Consider the following 23,384-nt stretch of genomic DNA (forward strand, 5'->3'; position numbering starts at 1 on the left):
CGACGCCGGAATGCCCGCCGCCAACAGACTTAGCCGGAATTTGCGAAAAATTCTGCTGATCACTGCCTTGTCGGGGCTGGCCGGTCTCATGATTGGTGTGGTTCGCGCAGGCGAAAACAACTTCGCAATCGAAGCGGCATATGGTGCGCTTACAGGCACGATCATCGGTTGCGGTTGCACATGTTTTGAGTTTATCGGTTTCTCGAACTCCAGACTGCGCGCTGCGCGGCGCCTTCCACCCGTTGCACTCCTGATTGGAAGAACCCTTGCCTACAGTCTGGTTATCCTCTTTGGTCTCGGCATCTCGAGTGTCCTGGTAGGGGACGTCCTGCCCTGGCAGGAGCCTGAATTTTCTGAAGTCTTCCTGATATCCGCGACCGTTGCATTTTTCATGTCCGGCGCTGTGGAAGTCACCCGGCTGCTGGGTTCGGAAGCAACACTTTCGCTGGTGTCGGGGCGCTACAACACGCCCCGACTTGAAACCCGTGTCGTCCTCTTTGCAGATCTTGTCGGTTCGACCGCCCTGGCCGAAAAGATCGGCGAACTTGAATTCCATGTATTTCTGCAAGATGTCGCCCTTGACCTTGCCGGCCCCATCGAAGACACGCGTGGCGCTGTCCACCGATATGTCGGCGACGCGGTGATTGTGACCTGGCCGCTGGAAAGCGGGGTGAAACAGGCTGACTGCCTGAGTTGCGCACTGGAAATGCATAGGACGCTGGCCACACATGCCAGCCGCTATCGCAAACGGTTCGGCACCGAACCAAGCCTGCGTGTCGCCCTCCATTGCGGCCAGGTAGCCGCAGGTGAAATCGGTGACTGGAAGAAAGAAATTGCCCTGCTCGGCGACACGATGAACACCACGGCGAGAATAGAACGCGCCTCGAAAACTCTTGGCAGCGACACAGTGCTTTCGGATGCGCTCGTAAAACATTTACCTGAACAGGCCCGAACAAGCCTTCGCCGGCTGCCCGACTATGAAGCCCACGGAAAACAGGAACCGCTGCGTCTCTGGACAACGAAGACCTGAATGGCAATTGTTTGAGTATTGAACCGGCAAGCAAACATTGAGGCTAGTTTGCGCGTATAATTGCAATCTTTCTGGCTGTGTCAGTTTCTTACCTGCCGCAACACATCACACATCATGTCTGTCGGCACTGAGCAGCACGCGTACGAGTGCGGGCTGTGACCTGACACCGACTTTGTCATAGATGCGCTGCAAGTGGGTTTTCGCCGTATTCGGGCTCATTTCGAGGGCAAGGGCTGCTGTTGTCAGGTCCTGACCGTCGACGAGATGACGTGACAGTTTCTCCTGTGTTTCAGAGAGGCGATAAACCTCGGAGGCAGTGGTTATCTGCAAACTGAGACGCTCAGAATCGTCAAACGTTACCAGAAGCTTCCCGTCTCTCAACATAGCCCAGCAAACATGCGCAAAACCTTCATCATCCTGTCCCAGCGCCACGACACGGGTGACCGCCTCTTCACCGACACGCGGCGTGTGATGGGCCCGCATCTGGGCAATCCAGGTTATTGCGTCTCGTAATTCATTCAGGGCTTCCGGTTCTTTTGCCCAGAGCTTGCCAGACCTTGCACAAAGCCTTGGATGATGGGGAAGCCGTTCCTTGGCCGCTTCGTTTTGCCAGAGCAACCGTCCAGTTTCGTCAACCTCCACCAAAGGGGCGTTGACATGGTTGACGTGTATCTGAGTGCTGACGACACATGAGATCTTCCAGGTACCCTTGACCTTCTGCAAGATCTTTACCTCGTGATACTGTCCGGGGCAGGCTTTCGGAATATCGGACATATCTCCGATTTGATCGTAGCTGACCCATGCCATTTCAGGGCTCAACACAACATTGAAATTCTTGCGCTGGAATCTCCAGGGTGGTTGCCACTCGAACGGGCCGGACGTGATGCGCTTCATCTGCGCTCGTATTTCAGCGCCGGCCGTGACGGTGACACCGGTACGTACATGCGTTTGTATACGCCGGATTTCAGGGGACTCGAGCCAATAGCTTTGCCAGGCCTCGTAGTTACGCTGCAGATAGGCCTCCGTTTCAGCCTCAATAACTTGCATGATGGCAGAACGATCATCTGCGGGGTCCAGTGTCAAATTGCAGCCCTTTGTTTTTCCAGTCTTCGAAACCTTGCAGCTTCTGATGATCGCAAGAACCGGACAAACCGTTTCAAGCTGGCCACCGCCTCAACCATACCATCCACAAGGCCGGTCATTTTGCCAGATTGCGCATAATACTCCTCTTCTCCGGCAGGATCGAAGCTGTTCATTTTGTGCTGGTGAAGCCCAACGGCGGTGAGTGCTTGCAGGTCCATTTGAAACCTCCTGTTCCAATTTTGATGAACACGAGGATAGAAGGTGCGACGCCGACAGCCTGTCATACGCGAGGACTACAGCAGCCTGTATTTAGCGCTTTGAGCTGCCCTGGAAGAGATTTATCCAGGCGAACAGTTGGTCTGCTCACAAGCCAAATGAAGCGTTGCGCACAAGAACATCAATTCTGTTGCAGGCGGGTCTTGTGCGCGTGGGAAATGTGACGGCGCGCAGCAGTTTCGGCAGCTGTGCAATCGCCCTCGGCGATTGCCTCAACGATGGCCGCATGTTCTTCAACCGCAGTTTCACGGCGCTCAGGCGTATCAAGCGTCGTGCCTGCCATCAGGATCAGTGAAAGGCGCAGGTGCTCGATCTGATCGACCAGATATCGGTTGTGCGACGCCAGACACAGGCGGCGATGAAATTCCCTGTTTGAACGCACGAGGCCCTCTTTGTCCGCAATGCGCTTGCGGTCTGCCTCGACAAGGTCCTGCAGTATCTCGATTTCGGGACGAGAGGCATGTTTGGCCGCCAGTCCTGCAGCTGTTCCTTCCAGGACCTCGCGCATGAAATAGACCTCATTGATCTGCCCGTGATCGAGCGTCGGAACGACCATTCCCCTGTTTGGCTCATGGACGGCAAGCCCCTGTGCTTCCAGACGCTTCAATCCTTCGCGGATCGGTGTGCGAGAGACGCCGAATTCCTCGGCAAGATCGGCCTCTCGCAGGCGATCACCGGGTTTCAAAACCCGTTCTTCAATAAGGCCAATAAGCCGCCGATAGATTTCAGATCCATTCATGCAATCTGGTTAGCCGCTTGCCGGACATTGCGCAAGAGACGCACCGGAACCTGATGGCTTCAGCTTGAACAATTGGCATCGCCTAGTGCAAACGCACACCCTGACGCGCTAGCTCTGCCTGCAGACGGACAATGTCCATTGAGGCCAGATCCATGCCGTGCTTGATCGAGAGCGCAGCGGCAACGCCCGCACCTTGCCCGGTCACGGTGCAGCACATCATGTTACGTGTGGCGGCGTGGCTGACCTTGTCACCACCTGTCGCCCGGCCGGCAACCAGAAGGTTTTTAACGCCCTTTGGAAGCAGCGTCCTGTAAGGCAGTTGAAAATAGCGGCCCGTTGTCGGCAGGATCAAGATGCCATAGCCATCGATGAATTCCGGAAAGATGCCGATGCTATCCTCGAAGTGGCCTTGTTCACGAACATCAGTCTCAGTCATGTCATAGGCGGCCAGAATTTTCCGGGTGTCGCGGATCCCGACAGTCATTCCGAAATTTCTGAGTTTTGCGCCGCTGCAGCCCGGCTGAAAGCGCTTCAGGGCTTCCACGGCCAGCATTGCCTGGCGCCGCCCTTCAATTTCATTCCGTGTCATCGAGGCCGGGTCGGTACCATCGCACTCAGGGAGGTGAACGAGATTCAAATAGGTCAGGTCACCACTGTCATAAACGGCCCCCCACGTGCCGGAGATGGTGGACAGGGATGCCGGAATGAGTCCAGCGTCCATGGCCTGTTCGAACGGCTTGCGCAGAAAGGGTGAAAACATCCGGTCTTCCTTGCCGGTTGTTTCCACCGACCATTCCCCGCTTTCCCAGTCCTTATAGGTTTGTGGGTCGGCCTTAACGGCGTCCATGAATTTCTTCTTGTCGACACCTGTCATGGAAAACATCACCGAGGCCGCCTGCATTTCTTCGACCGGGGTTTTCTTCGTGGCGGCACCGGCACGAAACGCGACATCGGCATCCCCGGTGGCATCGATTACCCGTTTTGCCAGGATCGCTTCCCTGCCCGCCTTGCTTTCGGTGATGATGCCGCAGATCTCATCGCCATTCATGATTGGCGCAGCGAAAGACCTGTGCAGCATCGGGTGTATACCGGCCTCTTCCACAAGGTTGTCGGCAACCAGTTTGAAGCCTTCTGCGTCGATTGCGTGGCTGTCTGATTGCGGTTCCGGCGTTGCTGCTCCAGCAGCGCGCGCCCGATCTTCAAATTCCCTGCCAACCCCTTCCGTGTCGATTGTTTGCTCATGCCTGTACCAGGCAAACCCTTCAACACCGACCGCTGTAATGTTTCCGCCAAAACACCCGAACCGCTCGACCAGTGAGACATCCACACCGGCGCGAGCCGCCCCAAGCGCTGCTGCAAGACCGCCAGGACCCGAACCAACCACCAGCACGTCGGTTTCATGAATAACGTCAATTTCGCGCGCGGGCTCGGTTATCCTCTTCACGCTGTCTCCAATTCACTCGTCATCTGTCTGCTTACGTCATCGGATGAAAAAGCTTCCCGCCAATGGTGGGCCGGCTCACGCCGGTGGTGCCTGGAAACGTTGTAGGTAAGTCCGCTTTCAGACGAGCACCCAGAAACGCCATCGCCTGTGCTTCAAGCGCATCTCCATTGATGTGGTGATCGTCGGAGGAGACAACTTCTCCTGAAAGCAAATCCGACAGCGCGCTCATCAGCACAGGATTGTGACGCCCACCGCCACAGACCAGCCAGAGCTTTGCAGGTTGCGGCAACAATGTCTCGGCCTTGGCTATGGCTTCGGCCGTAAAAGCAAGCAGGGTTGCTGCACCATCTTCCAGACCCAGTCCATCTGCAAATTCTCCGGAAAAACTGTAGCGATCCAGAGACTTTGGCCCAGGCTCGGAAAGAAACGGATGATTGAGCGCGCGGGCCAGCCGCTTCTCGTCGACAGTGCCTTCTTTGGAAATCTCACCGCCAGCATCATATTCTCCAGCACCGTGGCGGTTTATCCAGTCATCGAGCAATGCGTTGCCAGGCCCGATATCAAAGGCCAACAGGTCTTCACCCTCAATATAGGTTAGGTTCGACACACCGCCGATATTGAGAAAGCAAAGCGGTTCCCTGCGCTCACCCAAAAGCGTCTTGCAAAGTGCCTGATGATAGACAGGTACCAGTGGCGCTCCTTCTCCTCCGGCAGCCATATCGGCCAGACGCACATCACCGATCACAGGCAGATCCAGCGCATCAGCCAGAGACTGCGGGTCACCCAGCTGTATCGTTTCTCCTGCCTTTGGATCGTGCCACACAGTCTGGCCGTGGAACACGACAGCGTCAGGAGACAGTTTGTTGTCGTTCAAGAAACGTTCAATTGCCGTGGCATGGCCATCGGTGACAGCCCTTGCAATTTCAGGCCACTGCTCCCGGTCCGTCCCCTTTTTTGCAGCGGCATCCAATACACTGCGGCGCGTTTCAGGCCTATAGGAAGTGGTTGTTGCCGGGCCGAACTTCGTCACGCGCTGGCCGTCGGTCTCAATGGAAGCCAGATCGATGCCATCCGCGGACGTGCCGCTGATCGTTCCGACGATGGACCAACTCATTTCAGACTGTCCGATACTGTCTTGAGACCTGCTTCTGCAATGTCGAAAAGCTCGTTGATCTGGTTTTCTGTGATGATCAATGGCGGGCAAAAAGCCATCGCGTCAAGCATGGCACGGGAGATCAGACCCTTTTCCTGAAACGCGGCATTGGCTCTTGCTCCAAGCGCACCCGGCGTCTGCGCAAGGGCGTCATGGGAAAGCTCCGCCGCGCCGATCAAACCGACACCGCGGGTTTCGATCACGAGCGGGTTTTCTCCCAGCTCGGCCAGACGTTTTTGAAAAACCGGTGCAACGTTCCTCACATGACCGACAAGGTCGCGCTCCTCGATGATCTTTAGGTTCTCCAGTGCGACCGCTGCCGCAACCGGGTGCCCGCTTCCGGTATAGCCATGGCCCAGTACGCCGATCCTGTCACTTTCGTCCGCGATCGTCTGGTAGACAGCATCGTTGATCAATAGCGCGGAAATCGGTTGGTAAGATGACGAGAGGGCCTTTGAAAGGGTCATCATGTCTGGTTCAAGGCCGTAAGTCTGCGTGCCGAACATGTTGCCTGTGCGGCCGAAGCCGCAAATAACTTCGTCGGCAACAAAGAGGATGCCGTATTTCTTCAAGACCGGTTGTACGGCCTGCCAATAGCCGTCCGGTGGCACAACGACACCGCCCGCACCCATGACAGGTTCCGCAAAGAAAGCGGCGATGGTTTCCGGCCCCTCAGCAAGGATCAGGTCTTCCAGATCCACGGCACAGCGCCGGGCGAAGTCGGCCTCGCTTTCGCCGTCTCTTTTCATGGTCCGGTAGTGCGGGCATGTGGTGTGCAGGACTTGCGGCAGCGGCAGATCAAAGGATTTGTGGTTGTTGGGCAGTCCCGTCAGGCTGGCGGATGCAATCGTCACACCGTGATAGCCGCGCACGCGCGAGATGATTTTCTTGCGGTCCGGCTGGCCGAGCGCATTGGAGCGGTACCAGATCAGCTTTATCGCTGTGTCATTCGCTTCTGATCCTGAATTGGTGAAATACACTTTCGACATTGGAACCGGCGCCATCTCGATCAGCTTTTCGGCAAGTTCGATCGATGGCCCGTGGGTCTTGTATGTGAAGGTGTGATAGTAGGGCAGCTTCTCCATCTGCCGTGTTGCTGCGTCCACAAGACGCTTTTCGCCAAACCCGACCGCGACGCTCCAAAGGCCGGCCATTCCCTCAATGTATCGTTTGCCGGAAATGTCCTCGACGTAGATCCCTTCGCCCTTTTCGATCACCAATGCGCCCGTTTCTTCCTGTCGGCGGGCATTGGCATAAGAATGAAGCTGAAAGGCCGTATCTCGAGCCTCAAGGGAATTGGGGAGCTGCGCCATTGCGGCCTCACTTGCAAAGTGGTGAAGGTTCCAGGGTCACAAGCGACTCAAATTGCCACTCCACCCAGACTGTCACGCTAGACCCGCAATCGGCTGAAGACAATCGGGGCCTTCTGTATCGGAAGGAAAAATGAATCTGCAAGCAATATTGCAATCTAATCTGAATCATGCAATTTTACTTGCAGATTGACGAAGGAAGATCATGTCGCTGTTTGAGAAAATTTCACATCAGGCAACCACACTCACACCCAGTGAGCGCAGGCTCGTTGAGAACGTGATCGACAGCCCGACAACCGCAGCGCTCGGCACGGCCGGTGAACTTGCCCGGGCCGCAGGCGTTCATGAAGCAACGGCGTCGCGCCTTGCCAAAAAGCTGGGGTTTGAAAGTTACGCAGCCTTTCGTGACGCATTGCGCGACGAATTCATCGCGACCCGCGAAACCGCAACCCGGTTTGAAAAAACCATCGCAGAGAGCACGTCCGATACAATTCTTGGCGAACTGGCCAGGGAAGAAACTCAGGCACTCGGACGGATCGAAGAATTCATTACACCGGAGCAGATCGCAGAAGCTGCACAGATCTTGATGAGCGCGAGACGGATCTTTGTCTATGGCTACGGCAACGCGGAAGTGCTCGCGCTCATGATGGTCAAACGGTTCCGCCGTTTCGGCAAAGACACCCACCAGCTCGATACAGATCCGCGCGGCCTCGCCGAACAAATGCTGGGTCTGGATTCAGACGATGCTGTTTTGAGCTTTGCCTTCCGTCGACCGCCTCGCGGCTATGCGGCGTTGATGGAAACCGCAAAAGAAGTGGGTGCAAAGACAGTCATGATTTCCGGCAAGTCGGGCGCATTGCTAACGCCGCGCCCCGACCGCCTTTTGGCCGCACCACGCTCAGGTGATCAGGATGCCTTCCAGACCCTGACCGTACCGATGACAATCTGCAACGCCATCGTCATCGCGGCCGGACTGACAGCGAAAGAGGAATCGCTGAAAAAACTCGATCGACTGGGACAGCTGATCGAGCGTTTTGAATAACGAAAGAAACCCTTAGGGAGGGATACATGAATGTTCTCGGAGCAACACGCCTCGGCGTGATCGGTATATTTTTGTCTTCAGCTGCCTTGGCTGATGGGCATCTGAACGAAATGGGACCTGAGGAATTGCTGCCACTTGCCCAGGAGGAAGGCAAAGTGACCGTTTATTCCTTTACCAGCCGGATAGGCAAAGTGGAGGCCGCGTTTGAAGAGACCTATCCAGATATTGACCTGCAAGGTTTCGACATCTCGTCCACAGAACAGATCGCACGCCTCCAGGCGGAAGCGCAGGCTGGCGTCACCAATGCCGACGTTATCTACATTTCCGATACTCCCGTCGTACTGACAGAACTCTTGGAGACCGGCATCATCGCACCCTTTGTGCCGCCGCGCGTCGCCGATCGTGTCCCGCAGGAGTACCGATCGCCGCTGCTGGCGCAACGTTTGTCGACCAAAGTGCTGATGTACAACGAAGAAGCCAACCCGGACGGTGCGCCGGTCACGAATCTTTGGCAACTGACAACCGGCGACTGGCGCGGCCGGGTGGTCATGGTCGATCCCCTGCAAAGAGGTGACTACCTCGATCTGATGACAGAAATCGTATTGCGTTCCGACGCAATGGCCGCCGCTTATGAAGAGCAATTCGGAAAAGCAATTGAACTCGGAGATGCTGCCAATGCCGGTGAAAAATTCATCATGGATCTCTTTGCAAACGATGTGATCCTTGTCGGCTCCACCGATGATGTGAATGTGGCTGTCGGCGCAAAGGGGCAGGAAAACCCACCTGTCGGCTTCACCAGTTATTCCGACCGCCGGGACAACGAGGAAGAAGGCTGGGCGCTTCAAGTGGCCAACAGTGTAGAGCCTGCACCCGGCATCATCTTTCCTGCCGTGCTTGCGCTGGCCGCAGAACCCAACAACCCTGCCGCAGCACGGCTTGTGATCGATTTCCTGATGGGAGACGAAAGTGAGACCGGTGGTGCAGGCCTTGCACCGTTTTATGTTGCCGGCGATTACGTGACACGCACTGATATCCCGCCGCACCCGGACGCAGTTTCACTGAGCGACTTTACCGCCTGGCGCATTGCACCGAACGAGACCGCCAAGATCAGATCCGAAATCGGCGACCTGATCCTGACACTGCAATAAAACTCCCCGACCAGGAGCAGGCGTGGCCATACGCCTGTTTCCTGTCTACCCTGAAATGACCAACAAGGATGACGTTGATGGTGGATGTCACCATGAACAGGCAGGGAAGACGTGTGCTTTTCAAGCACGGAACGGTGCTGAAAACTGTCGTGCTTGCACTGTTGATCGCGCTGATCGTTTTGCCGCTTCTCAGAACAGTCCTGTTCACGCTGCAGCCTGACACCGTGAAAGCGTGGTCGGACGTGCTGACGGGGCGCTTGTCGACCAATCTGTTTTATAAACCACTGGGCAACACACTTCTGATCGGCGTTGTGGTGGCGTCAGGCTGTGTCCTTCTCGGCGGTTTTCTTGCCTGGCTTGTCGTCATGACCAACGTGCCGTTCCGCAAGACAATCGGTGTCATGGCCACGCTGCCATTTATGATTCCGTCCTTCGCGGCAGCTCTCGCCTGGGGCGCACTCTTCCGCAATGACAGGGTCGGAGGCCAGGTTGGCTGGCTGCAAGGCATGGGTCTGGATATTCCGGACTGGCTGGCATGGGGCATCACCCCGACGCTAATCGTGTTGACCCTGCACTATTTCAGCCTCGCCTTTACGATTATCGCTGCAGCACTCGCCACCGTGAACTCCGACCTTGTGGAAGCCGCACAGATCGCGGGTGCCAAAGGTGGCCGGATCCTTATGGGTATTATTCTGCCGGTCACGACCCCTGCCCTGGTCGCTGCAGGGTCGCTTTGTTTTGCCGGTGCGGTTTCAAATTTCGCAACACCGGCGCTGCTTGGACTGCCGGTTCGAATGCAAACCCTGTCGACCCGCCTGTTCGGCATGATCGAGGTAGGTCAGGTTGGAAGAGGTTATGTCATCGGCATTCTGCTCGTACTCATATCCGGCGCTTTCCTCTGGGCCGGAAACCGGATTGTGTCGGGGCGCAGGTCCTATGCCACGATCACCGGAAAGGGAGGACGTGCAAAACGTTTCGACCTGCGTAGTGCACGCTGGCCGCTCTGCGCCGTGGCCATGGTGATCCTGATCAGCTCCACCATTCTGCCGGTCGTCATCTTGTCCGCGTCAAGCCTTGCTCCATCATCTGCAAATCTGTTTTCAAACTGGACGCTGCATTACTGGATCGGTCCGAGCAGTCAGTCGATCGCACAGGGCATTCCGGGCATTGTTCACAACCAAGATATCGTGCGGGCGTTAACCGTTACCCTGGGTCTCGGCCTGGCAGTGGCCTTCACGGGCATGTTCGTGGGGCTCCTGGCGTCCTACACCACAGCTCGGTTTCGCAAGGGCTGGATGTCGGCTGTCATCACACAGGTCAGCTTTCTTCCACTGTTGGTGCCCGGGATCGCATTTGGTGCTGCGTACATCGCTTATCTGGGTGCTCCTATCGGGCCGTTTCCAGCGCTCTATGGAACCTTCGCGTTGCTCGTGATCGCGGCGACTGCGTATCTGCTGCCTTTTTCGGTGCAGACAGGACGCGCCGTCATCCAGCAAGTTGGCGGCGAACTGGAGGAAAGCGCACGCATCACGGGAGCAAGCTTTGCCCGCCGGTTGTCTGCCATCACCGTGCCGCTTGCGATACGCGGCCTGACGGCGGGCGGCATTTTGATCTTTGTGAAAATCATCCGTGATCTGTCGCTGGTTGTTCTGCTCTTCACGCCAACGATGCCGGTACTGTCTGTTCTGGCTTATCGCTATGCGTCTGAAGGGTTCGGACAATTCGCCAACGCGATCACAGTCGTCATCCTGTTCATATCCATCGCAGCCACGCTGATAGCAAACTGGCTACAAGCCAAATCGCAGCCCTGGCTGAAGAACTGAAGGTAGTCCATGCTGGAAATTTGCAATCTGTGCAAACGCTTCGGTGCTTTCGAGGCTGTTAAAAATGTATCGCTCAAGGTCCCCGATGGCGCTTTCCTTGTTCTGCTGGGGCCATCCGGTTGCGGCAAGACAACTTTGCTCCGCATGTTGGCAGGTCTGGAATTGCCGTCTGAAGGGCAAATCATATTTGACGGCCAAACCGTGTCGGACGGAGACCGGAGCTGGGCCGTCGATCCGGCGAAACGCAATTCAGGACTGGTTTTCCAGTCATACGCACTTTGGCCACACATGTCCGTGCGCGGCAATGTTGAGTGGCCGTTGAAGGTCATGAAGATGCCGAAGGTCGAGCGCGCGGCCCGGATCAACGAAGTTCTGAACCTGCTTGAAATCAATCAACTGGCCGACAGGTATCCAAACGAGATTTCGGGCGGCCAGCAACAGCGGGTTGCCATTGCCCGCACAATTGCACCCAAACCGTCTGTTCTGTTGTTTGACGAACCGCTTTCAAATCTCGATGCCAAACTTCGGGTCGAAATGCGTACCGAACTGATGCGTCTGCATCGCGCAACCGGCGCAACGACTGTCTATGTCACACATGATCAGATTGAAGCCATGACGATGGCCACCCATGTTGCGGTAATGAACCACGGCACGGTGCAACAATTCGGAACGCCAGCCGATTTGATCAACACCCCTGAAACCGCATTCGTTGCGACATTTGTCGGCACACCTCCCAACAACATGGTCCCTGTGGTCAAGAACGGAAGTGGCTACAAGGTCGGTGGGCGGGCCATGCAGCTGTCCCCGCCCTCGGATGATTGCCTGGCTATGTACCGGGCCGAAAAGATGTCGGTAAGCGAGACGGAAAGCGCGATGACCTTGCCAATGGAACTTGTTGAAACCAGCACTATTGCCGGACGCACCATGGTTACGGGCTTGCGTGATGGCCTGCGCCTGACAGCCATCGTGGACAGCGCGCCATCTGTGCGAATTGGCGACACAGTTCAGTTTTCACTGCCGCCTGAACCGGATTGCTGGTTTAGCCGCACTGGCGAGAGGCTGGGCTGATGCGACTGCTGCTCGTACGACACGGACAATCAGAATGGAATGCCTCAAGGCGTCTTCAGGGACAGGCCGACATCGGGTTGTCCGAACTCGGTAAGTCGCAAGCCGATGCACTGCGGAGTGTCATCACAGGCATTGGCCACTGCCGGGCGGTGTCCTCCGATCTCAGGCGGGTAACCGAAACGGCTCAGCGAATAGGCGCGGAAAAACCTCGTTTCACGGAAGGCCTGAGGGAAATTGATGTCGGGGACTGGACCGGGCGCCCGATCGATGACATTCGGGCCGAAGACGATGCTGCCTATCTTGGATGGCGCGCGGGCACGTTCGCACCGCCTGGAGGCGAAGAGTGGGACGCCTTTGCGGACCGCATTTGCTCTGTCATCGAAGATGAGCGCCAAACCCCCTGCCAAAACCTGCTTGTCGTTTGCCATGGTGGGGTAATCCGCGCGATCTTGCAGCGCTACCTCGGTCTTGCTCCTGCTTGCGTGATACCGGTCGCTCCGGCCAGCCTGAATGCCTTGCGACTGGGAAACGGCAAACCTCCCCGACTGGAACTCTTCAATTATTTGCCCGATAGCCTGGAATTCGGAGCACCCGATTGATGCTGATGGAAATGTTGTTCCTTGTCGCTGGTTGCGCCCTGCTTTTTTATGGTGGTGACTGGCTTGTGGACGGGATTGCAGGCCTGGCCAACCGGCTGCGCGTCTCTCCGATTGTCGTGGCATTTGTCGTCATGGGCTTCGGAACATCCGCTCCTGAACTCTTTGTTGCGGCCGACGCAATGATGGCCAACAAACCCGATATCGCGGTCGGCAACATAGTTGGCAGCAATATTGCCAATCTGTTGCTCGTTTTGGCCTTGGCCGGACTGATCGCACCTTTGACCATCGACCGGGATGTGCTTCGGATCGACGGCAGTGCGATGCTCGTTGGAGCGCTTCTATTCTGGACAACCGCGTATGACGGGTCTGTTTCCAGGATGGATGCGCTGCTGCTGGTCATGGCAATGCTGACCTACCTGACCCTGCGGTGGCGCAGCCTTGAATTCCGGGATGAGGTTCCGGACACCAGCGAAAAGGGTCTGTTTCCTTGCCTTGCCAAATGCGGCCTTGCGTTGGTTGCACTGCCTGTCGGGGCGCATGTGTTCATAGAGGCCGCCGTCGAAATCGCCGGCATGCTCGGTGCGTCCGATGCCGTGATCGGACTGACGGTTGTGGCAATCGGTACATCCTTGCCCGAGATGGCTGCCTGTGTCGCCGCAGCTCTGAAGCAAAAATCCGGCGTTATCCTCGGCGGGATTCTGGGCAGCAATGTCTTCAACGGCAGCCTCGTGATCGGAGGCGCTGCCTTTGTCGCTCCTGTGGCTGTGGCGCAAAGCTTTCTCGATTTCTGGATACCGGTCATGATCCTAGCGACAACGGCGTCGCTGTTCTTCCTGCGCACGGGTTTCACGCTCAGCCGCAGGGAAGCATCGGTCATGCTGGCGAGCTATGCGGCAATCTTCGCAATCTAACTGTCAACATTGAGCACCACGCAGACGCGGTGCCTGCGACAGACCAGATGATCGACCCAGACAAATGGACCGGTCATTTGAATTGGAGCGACGCGCAGTTTCGCCATTCGGGGCACCTTAGTCATTGATCCAAAATGGCTCATAAACTGCCGACGCCGCCAAGGTACCTTTTGCGATAGAGAGAATTTGCGGCCGGACAATTCGGACCTTCGTGCATTGTGCGGCGAAGGTCGGCCGTGCGCTCATTTCGGCCGATGCAGCGTTGGGCACAAATGGCGGCTAAGACGTCGCGAACAATTCAGATTCAGCAATACAAGCATACTCGACCCGAAATATGTTTTTCGGAGCAAATTCGGGAGATATTGGAATGGCAGCGGACGACCGCCCGTTTGTTGGATATGAAGATAGGCTCAATCGCGTCCTATCCTACATCTATGAGAACCTGGATGAGGATCTGAACCTCGACAAACTCGCCGACGTAGCCTGCATGTCCAGGTATCACTGGCATCGTGTCTTTCGTGCAATGACGGGTGAAACATTGTCCGAAGTTGTGCGAAGGCTGCGGCTGAACAAAGCGGCCAATGCGCTGATTGAGGATAACACTCCTATTCGGGCTATTGCTGAGCAAGTTGGCTACAAGAACTTGGCGAGCTTTTCCCGTGCTTTCAAACTCACGCACGGTGTTTCCCCGAACGCATTTCGCGAGCAAGGTAAAAAGATCAACAGTTTCTTGACCGTAAATCCCAAAGAAGATGGTAGGTATCCTGTCACCGTGATGGAATTTGAAGGCGCTCAAGCGGCAGGCGTTGCACATATTGGTCCTTACCGGCTGATTGGCAGCGCTTTCAAAAAACTAGGCTGCTCGCTCATGACCAATTCTCTGATGGATAACGTTGGCGAGCTGTTTTGCATCTACCACGATCTGCCAGAATCCAAACCGGATGCAGAGCTGCGGTCTCATGTTGCAGTTTCAATCCTGAGTGGATTTCCAGACCAGTTGAATGGTTTTGACTATTTCGATGTCAGCGGCGGAAAATATGCTGTTCTGGAACACACAGGACCGTATCCGACGCTCAAGTCAGCTTATGATTGGCTGTATGGGCATTGGCTGCCTAATTCCGGCTTGGAACCACGTGATCTGCCTCCACTAGAGGTATATCTGAATGATCCAAGAGCGACGCCGTCGTCAGACCTGAGAACAGATATCCGGCTTCCATTGCAATAGGTCGAGACATCAAGCGCATGAGGGCAATGCAGTCCCCTGATTTGCTGTGGTTCTAAATCCAAATTTCTTTCCGACCGGACGTTCGACGCACACCAACAAAACCCACCTTTCCGTCGTGCATTGAATTCGCAAGAATCTTCCGTTTCAGTCCTGTTCTGACATGCGAGCTGGTTGCGTCGTCATCGCTCAAAGCTCACTTCCGGCGCTCATATCCTGTCCGCTTTTCAGGCCGTCGACATAGGTTTTGATCAGTGTTTTTGCCAGGGTAAACGCGGTTTCACCGTCTTGAAGTCGACCAGAGCCTTCCAGGACAGTCATGCCAAAAAGACTCATCCACAAAACACGCGCATGTTGATGAATTTCGGTTTCGCTTCGATCCGACAGAATGGGTGCGAGCGTGCTTTCGATGATGGCAAGCAGCCTGGAGACCTTCTCTGAAAACCATTCGGGCACCGGCCGGTCCTCGGGCAATTTATGTTCAAAGATCGCGTTCCACAGCTTTGGGTTTTCATGTGTGAAACTCAAATAGCAATGCACGAGCCGTTCCAGATCCATAGTCGGGTTCTGCGTGAGCTCGACCTTTGAAACTACCTCCATGAGCTGATCCAAAGTCTCCCCATTCATATGCATGATGAGATCATCGAGATCCTCGAACAAATTGTACAAAGTCCCAATCGTATACCCGATATCACGCGCAATCTGTCGGGCACGAAGGCCTCTAAGGCCTTCTTTTTCAACGATCTTCCTTGATGCATCGATGGCAAGCCACCACAGCTCTTCGCGCGTATGATCAGACCGTCGGGCCACGTCTTCCTCCAAGAATCATCAAAAAAATGAACAATGTTCATATTTTATCTTGAAATTGAACATCGTTCAATTTATTTAAATGAGCACTGATCATTTATCAGTCATTGCACTTCGAAACTTCACGAACGGGAGTATTCATCATGGTTCAGATCTCAAGAGACTGGCGTGCCGCAACGGCATTTGCTGCAGGGCTCTGCTTGAGCGTCTCAGCTGTATCACCGGCCAATGCTGTTGGCCTGCTCACGCCATCTGATCAATCGCAGTCGCTGGATCTTCTCGATCACAAGGTGAGTGTGGTGGTGGAAGACGGTTACGTGATGACCACGGTCAATCAAACGTTCAGCAATCCGCACACAAGCGACATGGAAGCGACTTATTCGTTTCCAGTTCCGCACAAGGCCGCTGTTTCGGAGTTTACCTACTGGATTGACGGAAAACCGGTATCGGCCGAGGTCGTCGAGAAGGACAAGGCCCGTCAAATCTATGAAGGTGAGAAACAGGCAGGCCGGAACACCGCGCTTGCGGAGCAGGATGACTACAAGACTTTCGACATCAGTGTCTGGCCGGTGCGCGGCAACGATGACGTTGATATTCGCTTCTCTTACATCCAACCGGCAAAACTCGACACAGGTATTGGCCGATACCTTTATCCGCTCGAAGAAGGCGGCGTCGACGAGGAAAAACTCGCCTTCTGGACCGCCAAGCAAACCGTAACCGGGACGTTCAGTTTTGATTTGCATTTGCGGACGGATTATCCGGTCGAAGCCGTTCGCCTGCCGAAGCACCCTGGAGCTCAAATTACACAGGAGCAGGATGGGAGCTGGCGCATTCACATGAGTAATACGGACCTGGCAGACGGTCTGGCGAAAGACGCCGACTTGGATTTGCAACCGTCCCAGCCCTTCGATGAAACCGGCATCAACGAGGGCGAAGCAACGGCAAGCCGCATCCCAGTGACACTGGATCAGGACATCGTCGTCTATTGGCGGCAAGCGCAAAATCAACCGGCGCGCGTCGATCTGGTGCCCTACAAGACAGATCCATCCGGTCGCGGAACGTTCATGCTGACTTTAACACCAGGCATGGATCTCAAGCCTATCACCGAAGGGCGTGACTGGATCTTTGTTCTGGACCAGTCAGGATCCATGGGAGGCAAGATCGCAACGTTGAGCGAAGGCGTCGCGAAAGCGCTCGGAAAACTAAGGCCAGAAGACCGATTCCGGATCATCTTTTTCAACAACGATACAACTGAGCTTACAAACGGTTTCACTCCGGCATCCCCCGACCAGATCACACATGCGCTGAACAGCATCCACAGCGTTCAAGCCGGTGGCGGCACCAACCTTTATGCCGGGCTGAAGAGAGGTCTCGATGCCCTGGATTCCGATCGCACGGGCGCCATTGTCCTGGTGACTGACGGCGTTGCAAATGTGGGCACCACGGAGACCAAAAAATTCCTGGAGCTGGCGCAGCAAAAGGATGTTCGTCTGTTCACTGCGATCATGGGCAACAGCGCCAATGAACCCTTGCTTCAACCGATGACGGATGCTTCCGGCGGCTTTGCGCTCAGAGTTTCGAATGCTGACGACATTGTCGGCACCCTCCTGCAGGCAACATCAAAGGTTACGCACGAAGCGCTCCATGGCCTGAAACTGGATTTGACACAGAAGGACGGGTCGCTGCGCATCAACGATATCAGGCGGCGCAACAATCCGTCGCTCTATCGCGGTGAGCAGTTGGTTCTGTTTGGTCACTATTGGGGAAACGGCGAGGCTTCGTTCAAGCTCACTGGCGAAATCTCAGGGTCTCCTGTCAGCTACGAAACCAGCTTCACCTTTCCCGAAACAGCCAAACGCAACCCTGAAATCGAACGTCTATGGGGCTATGCGCAAATCGAAAAGGACATGCAGACCCTCGCTCTTCTTGGCCCGGACGCGGACCTGAAAACGTCCATTGTCGACACGTCGAAGGAATACGGAATTCTGTCTCCCTATACGTCGATGTTGATCGTTGAAGAAGCGCGGTTTGAAGAACTTGCGATTGACCAGACCAACAAAGAGCGTCTTGCCACCGAGCAGGTTGCCCAACAGGAGCGCAAGTCGAAGCCGGTCCAATCGACCCGTGTCGACACGAAGAAGCCAATGTTCAAGGGCAACCAACCAAGCCACTCGGGTGGTGGTGGCGGTGGCTCCGGATCACTGGGCATCCTGGGTCTGCTGTTGGCACTCTCTGCATTGACCATCGGCCTCAAAATGCGTCGTCGGAACGCATGATGACCGGTATTCTTTCCTCTCTCTCCCATGGCGGCTCAAAGCTGCCATGGGTTTCCTTCGCCCTGGCTGCGATTTGCCTGGCTTTCTTTGCTGTACTCGGCGGTAAACCTGAGGCCCTCATCTATGACCGGGAGCTGATTGAAAACGGAGAGTTCTGGCGGCTCGTGACTGGCCATTTCGTTCACCTGGACCACCAGCATTTGCTCATGAATGTCGGTGCCCTGATCGCACTCGGATTTCTTTATGAAACCTCCCCGCATGGTGGGGCGCGCAGGCTCATATTGGGTTGCTTCGTTCTTTCCGGCAGTCTGATTTCTTCCGTCTTGTTTCTTGGTGATCTCAAGACACAGTTCTATTGCGGCTTATCGGCAATCCTGAATGCGCTTTACCTGGTCACGATGATTGCAATGTGGCGTGAAACACGCAGCCGGATATGGCTTGTTGGCCTCGGCCTCCTGTTCGCAAAAACTGGTTATGAAGCTCTGTTTGGCTCGGTCTTTTCAAGCAGTCTCGAATGGCCCCCCCATATCGGCGCCCACCTCACCGGGCTCCTCTCAGGCACACTGCTTTTGTCTTCGGACTATGTGAAAAGAGGCTGTTGGAGACTGAGACGATCTTACGTCAGCGCCTTTGAACCCAACTAGGCGCGACGGGTGCCAGATTTGGGTTTTTGTCTGGACATTGCGGTTCTCCACGATGGGCGTCGAAGGTCACTTCTCCGATCCTCATCCCGGCACGGCAAACCATCCGCATTCTCACTCTGCAAGCGCCCGCGGCGGTGTATCCGCAGCACGCGAGTGGCTCACTCCTTCTGCTTGGTTACACGTTAGTCTTCGCCTCGCTGCGAATGCAGCAGGGCAACCAGTGGCGCTGAAGCATCGACTACATAACGACAGTTTGGGGACCGCATGCGGAATGACGGGTTGCGTCCAAAAAAGTTGTAGAAGCAGACGTTCACCCATAACGAGTTCGCGGTAGATTTCGGCCCAAAGCGGTCATTGGTGTCTCGTGCAACAAACGTCCACTTCGAGCCCGTTCAAGGCACTTTTTTGCAATGAACTGAATGGCTACTTTAACGCAGGGCCGCAAAGTTCTATGTTCTAGGAATGGCGCTCACCAGTGTTATCACTGAATACGACGAACGATGGCCTGGACTCTTTGAACAGGAAGCTCTGAGGCTACGGCCTGTTTTTGGCTTGGCCTGTAGTAGCCTCCACCATGTTGGGAGTACCGCTGTCATCGGGCTGCCCGCAAAACCAGAAATCGATATCCTCGCAGTCGTTGCCGAAACCACTGACTTAGACGATTGGGAAGACATTCTGGGCACCTTGGGATATCAGCGTGGCGGCGATCTGATGGATGGTCACCATTTCTTCAAGCGGGATGTCGGGGGTATTCGAACTCACAAGTTGCATATCTGTCAAATAGGGCACTCGCAGATTCTTAGAATGTTGAAGATACGCGATCATTTACGCAAATGCCCAAAAGATCGAGATACCTACAAGGCACTAAAGCTTCGCCTCGAGCAAGAAAACCAAAGTGGCATCGCGGAATATCTGAACGGAAAAACTCCCTTTTTGGAAAAGCTATTTCGTAAGATTGAGGATGGCACTTAGCGGACATTTGGGCGAAGTTTGTTTTGTCCCGCGGTGCGGAATTTCGTTCAAACCGCAACAAAATTCCGCTCCCCGCCTATCCTGTGAATTTGCTGTACCTCAAATGAATGTCTTCTTCAGGCGTAGGCTTCAACGTGGTGAACGACCAATATGGAAGCGCGAAAGCAGACACCGCTTTCATGGGTGGTTCAAATAGTTGCGCCGTTTATCTTTTCGATGCGTCTTCAGTTTCACAAAACTGCAAACTCGAAAAAACGCGGAGAAGCGCCCGCTTGCCCAGAACCGTTTCAATTGCAAATCTTGAAACCGTGAATTTCAGCTCAGGTATTGGGTGTCGAACGTCGCCAGACTTTGACTCTTTTGAAAATATAGGCTGCTACAAGCCGACAAATCACATCAGTCAAATCTGACCCAAACGCCAAGCATTTCTAACCCAGATCGAGAAGCAGCCGTTCGATGTGAGTCCGGCGAATGCGGGTATAGAGCCCAAATTGCGTGATGCTGCGCGTTTCGCCAAGGCCAGCTTTTCCGGCCCTTGCGATCTTTAGAGTTGTAGCGGAAGCTCATTTCAAGACGCGAATTTGAGGTAGAGATGTCAGTGATAGTACAGCCAGTAGCCGAGCATGATCGACAAAAAGTCGCGGAGCAACCTGAACGAGAGCGATCATGCCGCTATGAAGCGGCTGCTTGGGTATCGTCAGAGCTTTCGGTCTTTGAAATCAGCCAAAGCGACACTGAGCGGGATCGAGACGATAAGAACAATCAAACGCGGTTACATCCAGAACAGAAATCCAGGCATCCACGGCGAGATCCAGTTCATCAGCCAGCTCTTCGAAATAGCATGACCCAATGCGCCGCATCGACAATTGCGCACCTCAAAAAACGAACGCACCAATCCCGGAGGACGACATGACAAAGATGACCAAACTGGCCCTAGCTGTCTTACCCTTTATGGCCATGAGCGGGCCGAGCCTTGCGCAGGATGTCACAATCACCCTGCAATCGGCTTTTCCGACCAGCCTTCCGGTCATCAATACGATCCGGCAGTTCGAAGCAGAGGTCGAGGCAGCCTCCGGCGGGACAATCCAGATCGAGCTGGCGGAACCTGGCGCGATTGTCCCACCGTTCGACATTCAACAAGCGGTCTCTGACGGCAAGATCGAAGCAGGCTATACCGCTGCGGCCTACCTTCATGGGTCCTTGCCCGTTGCGTCGTTTTTCACGTCGATGCCGTTCGGGCCGCAAGCGCTCGATTATATGGCTTGGTTCTACGAAGGCGGCGGGCTCGAGCTCAATCAGCGCATGTATGACGATGCGGGCTTTGACCTCGTGACTATGCCACTAACCTTCACCGGCATGGAATCGGGCGGCTGGTTCAACTCACCCATCGAAGGGACCAACGATTTTGCCGGGCTCAAGCTGCGCTGGTCCGGGCTTGCCTCGGAAGTGCTGGCAAGCCTGGGTGCGGATACCGTGCTGATCGCAGGCGGAGAGATCTTTCCATCGCTTGAAGGTGGCGTCATCGACGGGACCGAGTTCAGCTTTCCCCAGGTGGATCTTGCGCTTGGTTTTCCGGACGTGGCTTCTTTCAACTATTTCCCCGGCTGGCACCAACCCTCGACGATGATTGAGTTGGTCATCAACCGCGACGTTTGGGACGGCCTGACAGACAGCCAGCGCACGATCATCGACATGGCGGCCAGAACCAACGCGATGCGTTCGGTCCTGCGGATGGAATACTCACAAGCCGCCGCGGTCGAGCAAATGGCAGAACAGGGCGTGGACGTCCGCATTTACAGCCCCGAGACCCTGGACAGCCTCCGGGTAGCCTGGGACACGCTTGTCTCCGAGATGGCCGCGGCTGACCCGTTTGTGGCAGAGGTCTGGGACAGCTTGCAGGCCGCGCGAACACAAGAAGACACCTGGGACGCCTTAACCGTAACACCAATGCAGCGCCCCTGATCGACCGTCCCAGCGCGATCCTTGGGCTTCTGCGCCCGGGGGGCTGAGACGAGCCTCTTGCACAACACGAAGCCGGGCCACAAAGGGCTCTGACCGGCCATCTTCTGCATTGCGACATGAATTGAGGCAGGGCCGATGGTCCCGCTGCTCTTACTTCTTGGGCCAGCGGGATTTGGGCAAGCCAAACGCCCATGGCCGTCAAGGGGAAGCCGCCGCCCTTCCCCTCCGGCAATCCCATTAGACAGGGCCGTGTCCGCGGCTGAGCCTGCGGGCCGCACTACCCCTGTCGAATAGCATTGCCTCGCCCCCTCCAGCGTTCGCCAAGTGGCAGTTCAGCAGAAACAGGCGGCTTCGCCGTCTGAACCTGCAAATCAGCCCTGATTTTCCGAATGGGAAGTCAGATCAATCGAAACAGTCCGCGGAAGCAAAATGGGGACGTTGAGTCAGTTTATGACGCGAAGGTCAATTTCGTCTGACGTTCAACATGGGAAATATGGCGCACCGGGGAGGATTCGAACCCCCGACCCCCAGATTCGTAGTTCACTAACTTCAATTCGACACGATGTCCGCCAGCACACTAAATCATAAAGCTGCCTAATTTTATCTCTATAATTCAGAAATTTATCGAGGTTTAAGCGGCTCTGGCGTAGCAGCCTATTTTGATCCTTCGTTTCGCCAAAACCGTTTCAAAACCGTTTCAATATTCCGCGCGCCATGACATGAGAGGTATGCGTATCCTTCTGAACGACAAAACGATTGAACGTTTGCCTCCACCCGCCAAGGCCGCTACATTGTCCGGGATACCTAACTAAAGGGCTTTTCCCAATGGTTGGCACGCGTAAGAATACCTTCATGATCCAGGCAGATCTTCGAAAGCATGGTAAACGGACTTCTACCGTTCGCCTTGCATTAGGCGACACATGAGTGCTTTCTACCCGCGCGGCTCGTTCGATTGCTAGGCCGTGTGGACGGATTGACTCAGGTATCGGTTTTGGGATTCCGAATTTGATTTTAAAGTGATTCATAGGTTGCCGACGTGATTTGGAGGTCGGCGATGTGTACCAAGATGACAGACCGGGATTTCGAATTGGCACTGGAGGTTTTCCAGGCTTGCTTGCCACGGGTTGGCGCGCAGGCAAAGAATGACCGACTGTTTTTGGAGGCGCTGCACTATTTTACGCTTCACAACATCTCCTGGCGCGCTTTGCCCGAGCGGTTCGGCAACTGGAACAGCGTCTGGAAACGCTTCGACCGCCTTGGCAAGGCAGGTATGTTCGAGGACTATTTTTCCATTCTGGCCGGGCTTGATGAAGGCGCGCATCTGATCGCCATGTTCGACAGCACCGTCATTCGCGCCCATGTTTCTGCGGCAGGCGCCAAAGGGGGCAGGAAGGTCAAGCGCTCGGGCGTTCGCGCGGCGGGTTCGGCACCAAAATCCATCTGAAAACGGATCGGAACGGCCTGCCGCTTGGCTTTGAGCTGACCGGTGGCGAAGCCTCTGACAGCTAGCAGTTTACGGAACTCGTGGAAACCGGCCTCGACATCAAACATCGGGCCATCGTTGCCGACAAGGGCTATGGCAGCAACGCCAATCGCGAAGTTACGCGAAAGGCCGGGGCTGTCCCGGTCATTCCATACAAATCAAACCGGCGCGGCATTCCGAGGCACTTCGCCAAAGCGCTCTACCGGGGCCGCGCACGCATCGAACAAATGATGGGGAAGCTCAAACGCTTTAAACGCGTCGCCCTGCGTTGCGAGAAAACCGCCAGAAACTTCCGCTCCATCGTCGCAATCGCCGCGACCTTCATCTTGATCAAATCCGTCCACACGGCCTAGTCCTACTTTGGCAGGTTTTTGTGAGTTTTGATTTTGGAG

The 23,384-nt window shown here is 55.3% G+C and carries 22 protein-coding genes; 15 read left to right on the forward strand and 7 right to left on the reverse strand.

Annotated features, from left to right (window positions below; translation table 11 throughout):
- The first annotated feature begins 10 nt into the window (after positions 1-10).
- Positions 11-1,030 (forward strand): adenylate/guanylate cyclase domain-containing protein, encoded by a 1,020-nt coding sequence (locus FIV00_RS24940; RefSeq protein ID WP_152503279.1) that lies wholly within the window; start codon positions 11-13, stop codon positions 1,028-1,030.
- Positions 1,031-1,135: 105 nt separating this feature from the next.
- Here the strand turns inward: FIV00_RS24940 and FIV00_RS24945 are convergent, their stop codons facing one another.
- The 6 genes from FIV00_RS24945 to FIV00_RS24970 form a co-directional block, all read right to left on the reverse strand.
- Positions 1,136-2,113 carry a nuclear transport factor 2 family protein gene (locus FIV00_RS24945; RefSeq protein ID WP_152503280.1) on the reverse strand — a complete coding sequence of 326 codons (978 nt, stop codon included), beginning with the start codon at positions 2,111-2,113 and terminating at the stop codon, positions 1,136-1,138.
- A complete protein-coding gene (locus tag FIV00_RS24950) occupies positions 2,110-2,331 on the reverse strand; it encodes a hypothetical protein (protein ID WP_152503281.1) in 222 nt (73 codons plus the stop codon). The genes FIV00_RS24945 and FIV00_RS24950 overlap by 4 nt, the downstream gene beginning before the upstream one ends.
- 179 nt (positions 2,332-2,510) lie before the next feature.
- Positions 2,511-3,128 (reverse strand): GntR family transcriptional regulator, encoded by a 618-nt coding sequence (locus FIV00_RS24955; protein WP_152503282.1) that lies wholly within the window; start codon positions 3,126-3,128, stop codon positions 2,511-2,513.
- An 82-nt stretch (positions 3,129-3,210) separates the two neighbouring features.
- Positions 3,211-4,572, reverse strand: a complete 1,362-nt coding sequence (locus tag FIV00_RS24960; protein WP_152503283.1) for an FAD-dependent oxidoreductase — start codon at positions 4,570-4,572, stop codon at positions 3,211-3,213.
- 31 nt (positions 4,573-4,603) lie between these two features.
- A complete protein-coding gene (locus FIV00_RS24965; protein ID WP_152503284.1) occupies positions 4,604-5,686 on the reverse strand; it encodes an anhydro-N-acetylmuramic acid kinase in 1,083 nt (360 codons plus the stop codon).
- Positions 5,683-7,038, reverse strand: coding sequence for an aspartate aminotransferase family protein (locus FIV00_RS24970; RefSeq protein WP_152503285.1), 1,356 nt, complete (start codon positions 7,036-7,038; stop codon positions 5,683-5,685). The genes FIV00_RS24965 and FIV00_RS24970 overlap by 4 nt, the downstream gene beginning before the upstream one ends.
- Positions 7,039-7,240: 202 nt before the next feature.
- Between FIV00_RS24970 and FIV00_RS24975 the strand changes: the two genes are divergently transcribed.
- From FIV00_RS24975 to FIV00_RS25005, 7 genes are all read left to right on the forward strand, one after another.
- The gene (locus tag FIV00_RS24975; protein ID WP_152503286.1) at positions 7,241-8,077 is read left to right on the forward strand and encodes a MurR/RpiR family transcriptional regulator; all 837 of its coding nucleotides are present in this window, start codon (positions 7,241-7,243) and stop codon (positions 8,075-8,077) included.
- Between the two features lie 110 nt (positions 8,078-8,187).
- Positions 8,188-9,225 carry an ABC transporter substrate-binding protein gene (locus FIV00_RS24980; RefSeq protein WP_371419591.1) on the forward strand — a complete coding sequence of 346 codons (1,038 nt, stop codon included), beginning with the start codon at positions 8,188-8,190 and terminating at the stop codon, positions 9,223-9,225.
- Between the two features lie 77 nt (positions 9,226-9,302).
- Positions 9,303-11,048, forward strand: coding sequence for an iron ABC transporter permease (locus tag FIV00_RS24985; RefSeq protein WP_152503288.1), 1,746 nt, complete (start codon positions 9,303-9,305; stop codon positions 11,046-11,048).
- Between the two features lie 9 nt (positions 11,049-11,057).
- Positions 11,058-12,116, forward strand: a complete 1,059-nt coding sequence (locus tag FIV00_RS24990; protein WP_152503289.1) for an ABC transporter ATP-binding protein — start codon at positions 11,058-11,060, stop codon at positions 12,114-12,116.
- The gene (locus FIV00_RS24995) at positions 12,116-12,715 is read left to right on the forward strand and encodes a histidine phosphatase family protein (RefSeq protein WP_247649281.1); all 600 of its coding nucleotides are present in this window, start codon (positions 12,116-12,118) and stop codon (positions 12,713-12,715) included. Before FIV00_RS24990 ends, FIV00_RS24995 begins: the two co-directional genes overlap by 1 nt.
- On the forward strand, positions 12,715-13,626 hold the full coding sequence (locus FIV00_RS25000; protein WP_152503291.1) for a calcium/sodium antiporter: 912 nt from the start codon (positions 12,715-12,717) through the stop codon (positions 13,624-13,626). The genes FIV00_RS24995 and FIV00_RS25000 overlap by 1 nt, the downstream gene beginning before the upstream one ends.
- A gap of 367 nt (positions 13,627-13,993) precedes the next feature.
- Positions 13,994-14,851 carry a GyrI-like domain-containing protein gene (locus FIV00_RS25005; protein WP_173006138.1) on the forward strand — a complete coding sequence of 286 codons (858 nt, stop codon included), beginning with the start codon at positions 13,994-13,996 and terminating at the stop codon, positions 14,849-14,851.
- 186 nt (positions 14,852-15,037) lie between these two features.
- Here FIV00_RS25005 and FIV00_RS25010 read toward each other — a convergent pair whose 3' ends face one another.
- Complete coding sequence (locus tag FIV00_RS25010; RefSeq protein WP_173006139.1) at positions 15,038-15,658, reverse strand: TetR/AcrR family transcriptional regulator; 621 nt, start codon at positions 15,656-15,658, stop codon at positions 15,038-15,040.
- A 140-nt stretch (positions 15,659-15,798) separates the two neighbouring features.
- Between FIV00_RS25010 and FIV00_RS25015 the strand changes: the two genes are divergently transcribed.
- The 7 genes from FIV00_RS25015 to FIV00_RS25045 all read left to right on the forward strand — a co-directional run bounded on the left by FIV00_RS25015 (position 15,799) and on the right by FIV00_RS25045 (position 23,345).
- Entirely contained in the window at positions 15,799-17,931 is a 2,133-nt protein-coding gene (locus FIV00_RS25015) for a VIT and VWA domain-containing protein (protein WP_152503294.1), read from the forward strand.
- A complete protein-coding gene (gene rrtA / locus FIV00_RS25020; protein ID WP_152503295.1) occupies positions 17,928-18,575 on the forward strand; it encodes a rhombosortase in 648 nt (215 codons plus the stop codon). Before FIV00_RS25015 ends, rrtA begins: the two co-directional genes overlap by 4 nt.
- A gap of 462 nt (positions 18,576-19,037) precedes the next feature.
- The gene (locus FIV00_RS25025; RefSeq protein WP_152503296.1) at positions 19,038-19,547 is read left to right on the forward strand and encodes a GrpB family protein; all 510 of its coding nucleotides are present in this window, start codon (positions 19,038-19,040) and stop codon (positions 19,545-19,547) included.
- Between the two features lie 623 nt (positions 19,548-20,170).
- A complete protein-coding gene (locus tag FIV00_RS25030; protein WP_209006703.1) occupies positions 20,171-20,392 on the forward strand; it encodes a DDE-type integrase/transposase/recombinase in 222 nt (73 codons plus the stop codon).
- Positions 20,393-20,456: 64 nt separating this feature from the next.
- Positions 20,457-21,509: a TRAP transporter substrate-binding protein gene (locus tag FIV00_RS25035; protein ID WP_173006140.1), complete on the forward strand. Its 1,053-nt coding sequence runs from the start codon at positions 20,457-20,459 to the stop codon at positions 21,507-21,509.
- 1,054 nt (positions 21,510-22,563) lie between these two features.
- A complete protein-coding gene (locus tag FIV00_RS25040; RefSeq protein WP_152499389.1) occupies positions 22,564-22,953 on the forward strand; it encodes a transposase in 390 nt (129 codons plus the stop codon).
- 80 nt (positions 22,954-23,033) lie between these two features.
- Entirely contained in the window at positions 23,034-23,345 is a 312-nt protein-coding gene (locus tag FIV00_RS25045) for a transposase (RefSeq protein WP_152503298.1), read from the forward strand.
- Positions 23,346-23,384 lie beyond the last annotated feature (39 nt).

The organism is Labrenzia sp. THAF82 (assembly GCF_009363435.1).
Lineage (GTDB): Bacteria > Pseudomonadota > Alphaproteobacteria > Rhizobiales > Stappiaceae > Roseibium > Roseibium porphyridii.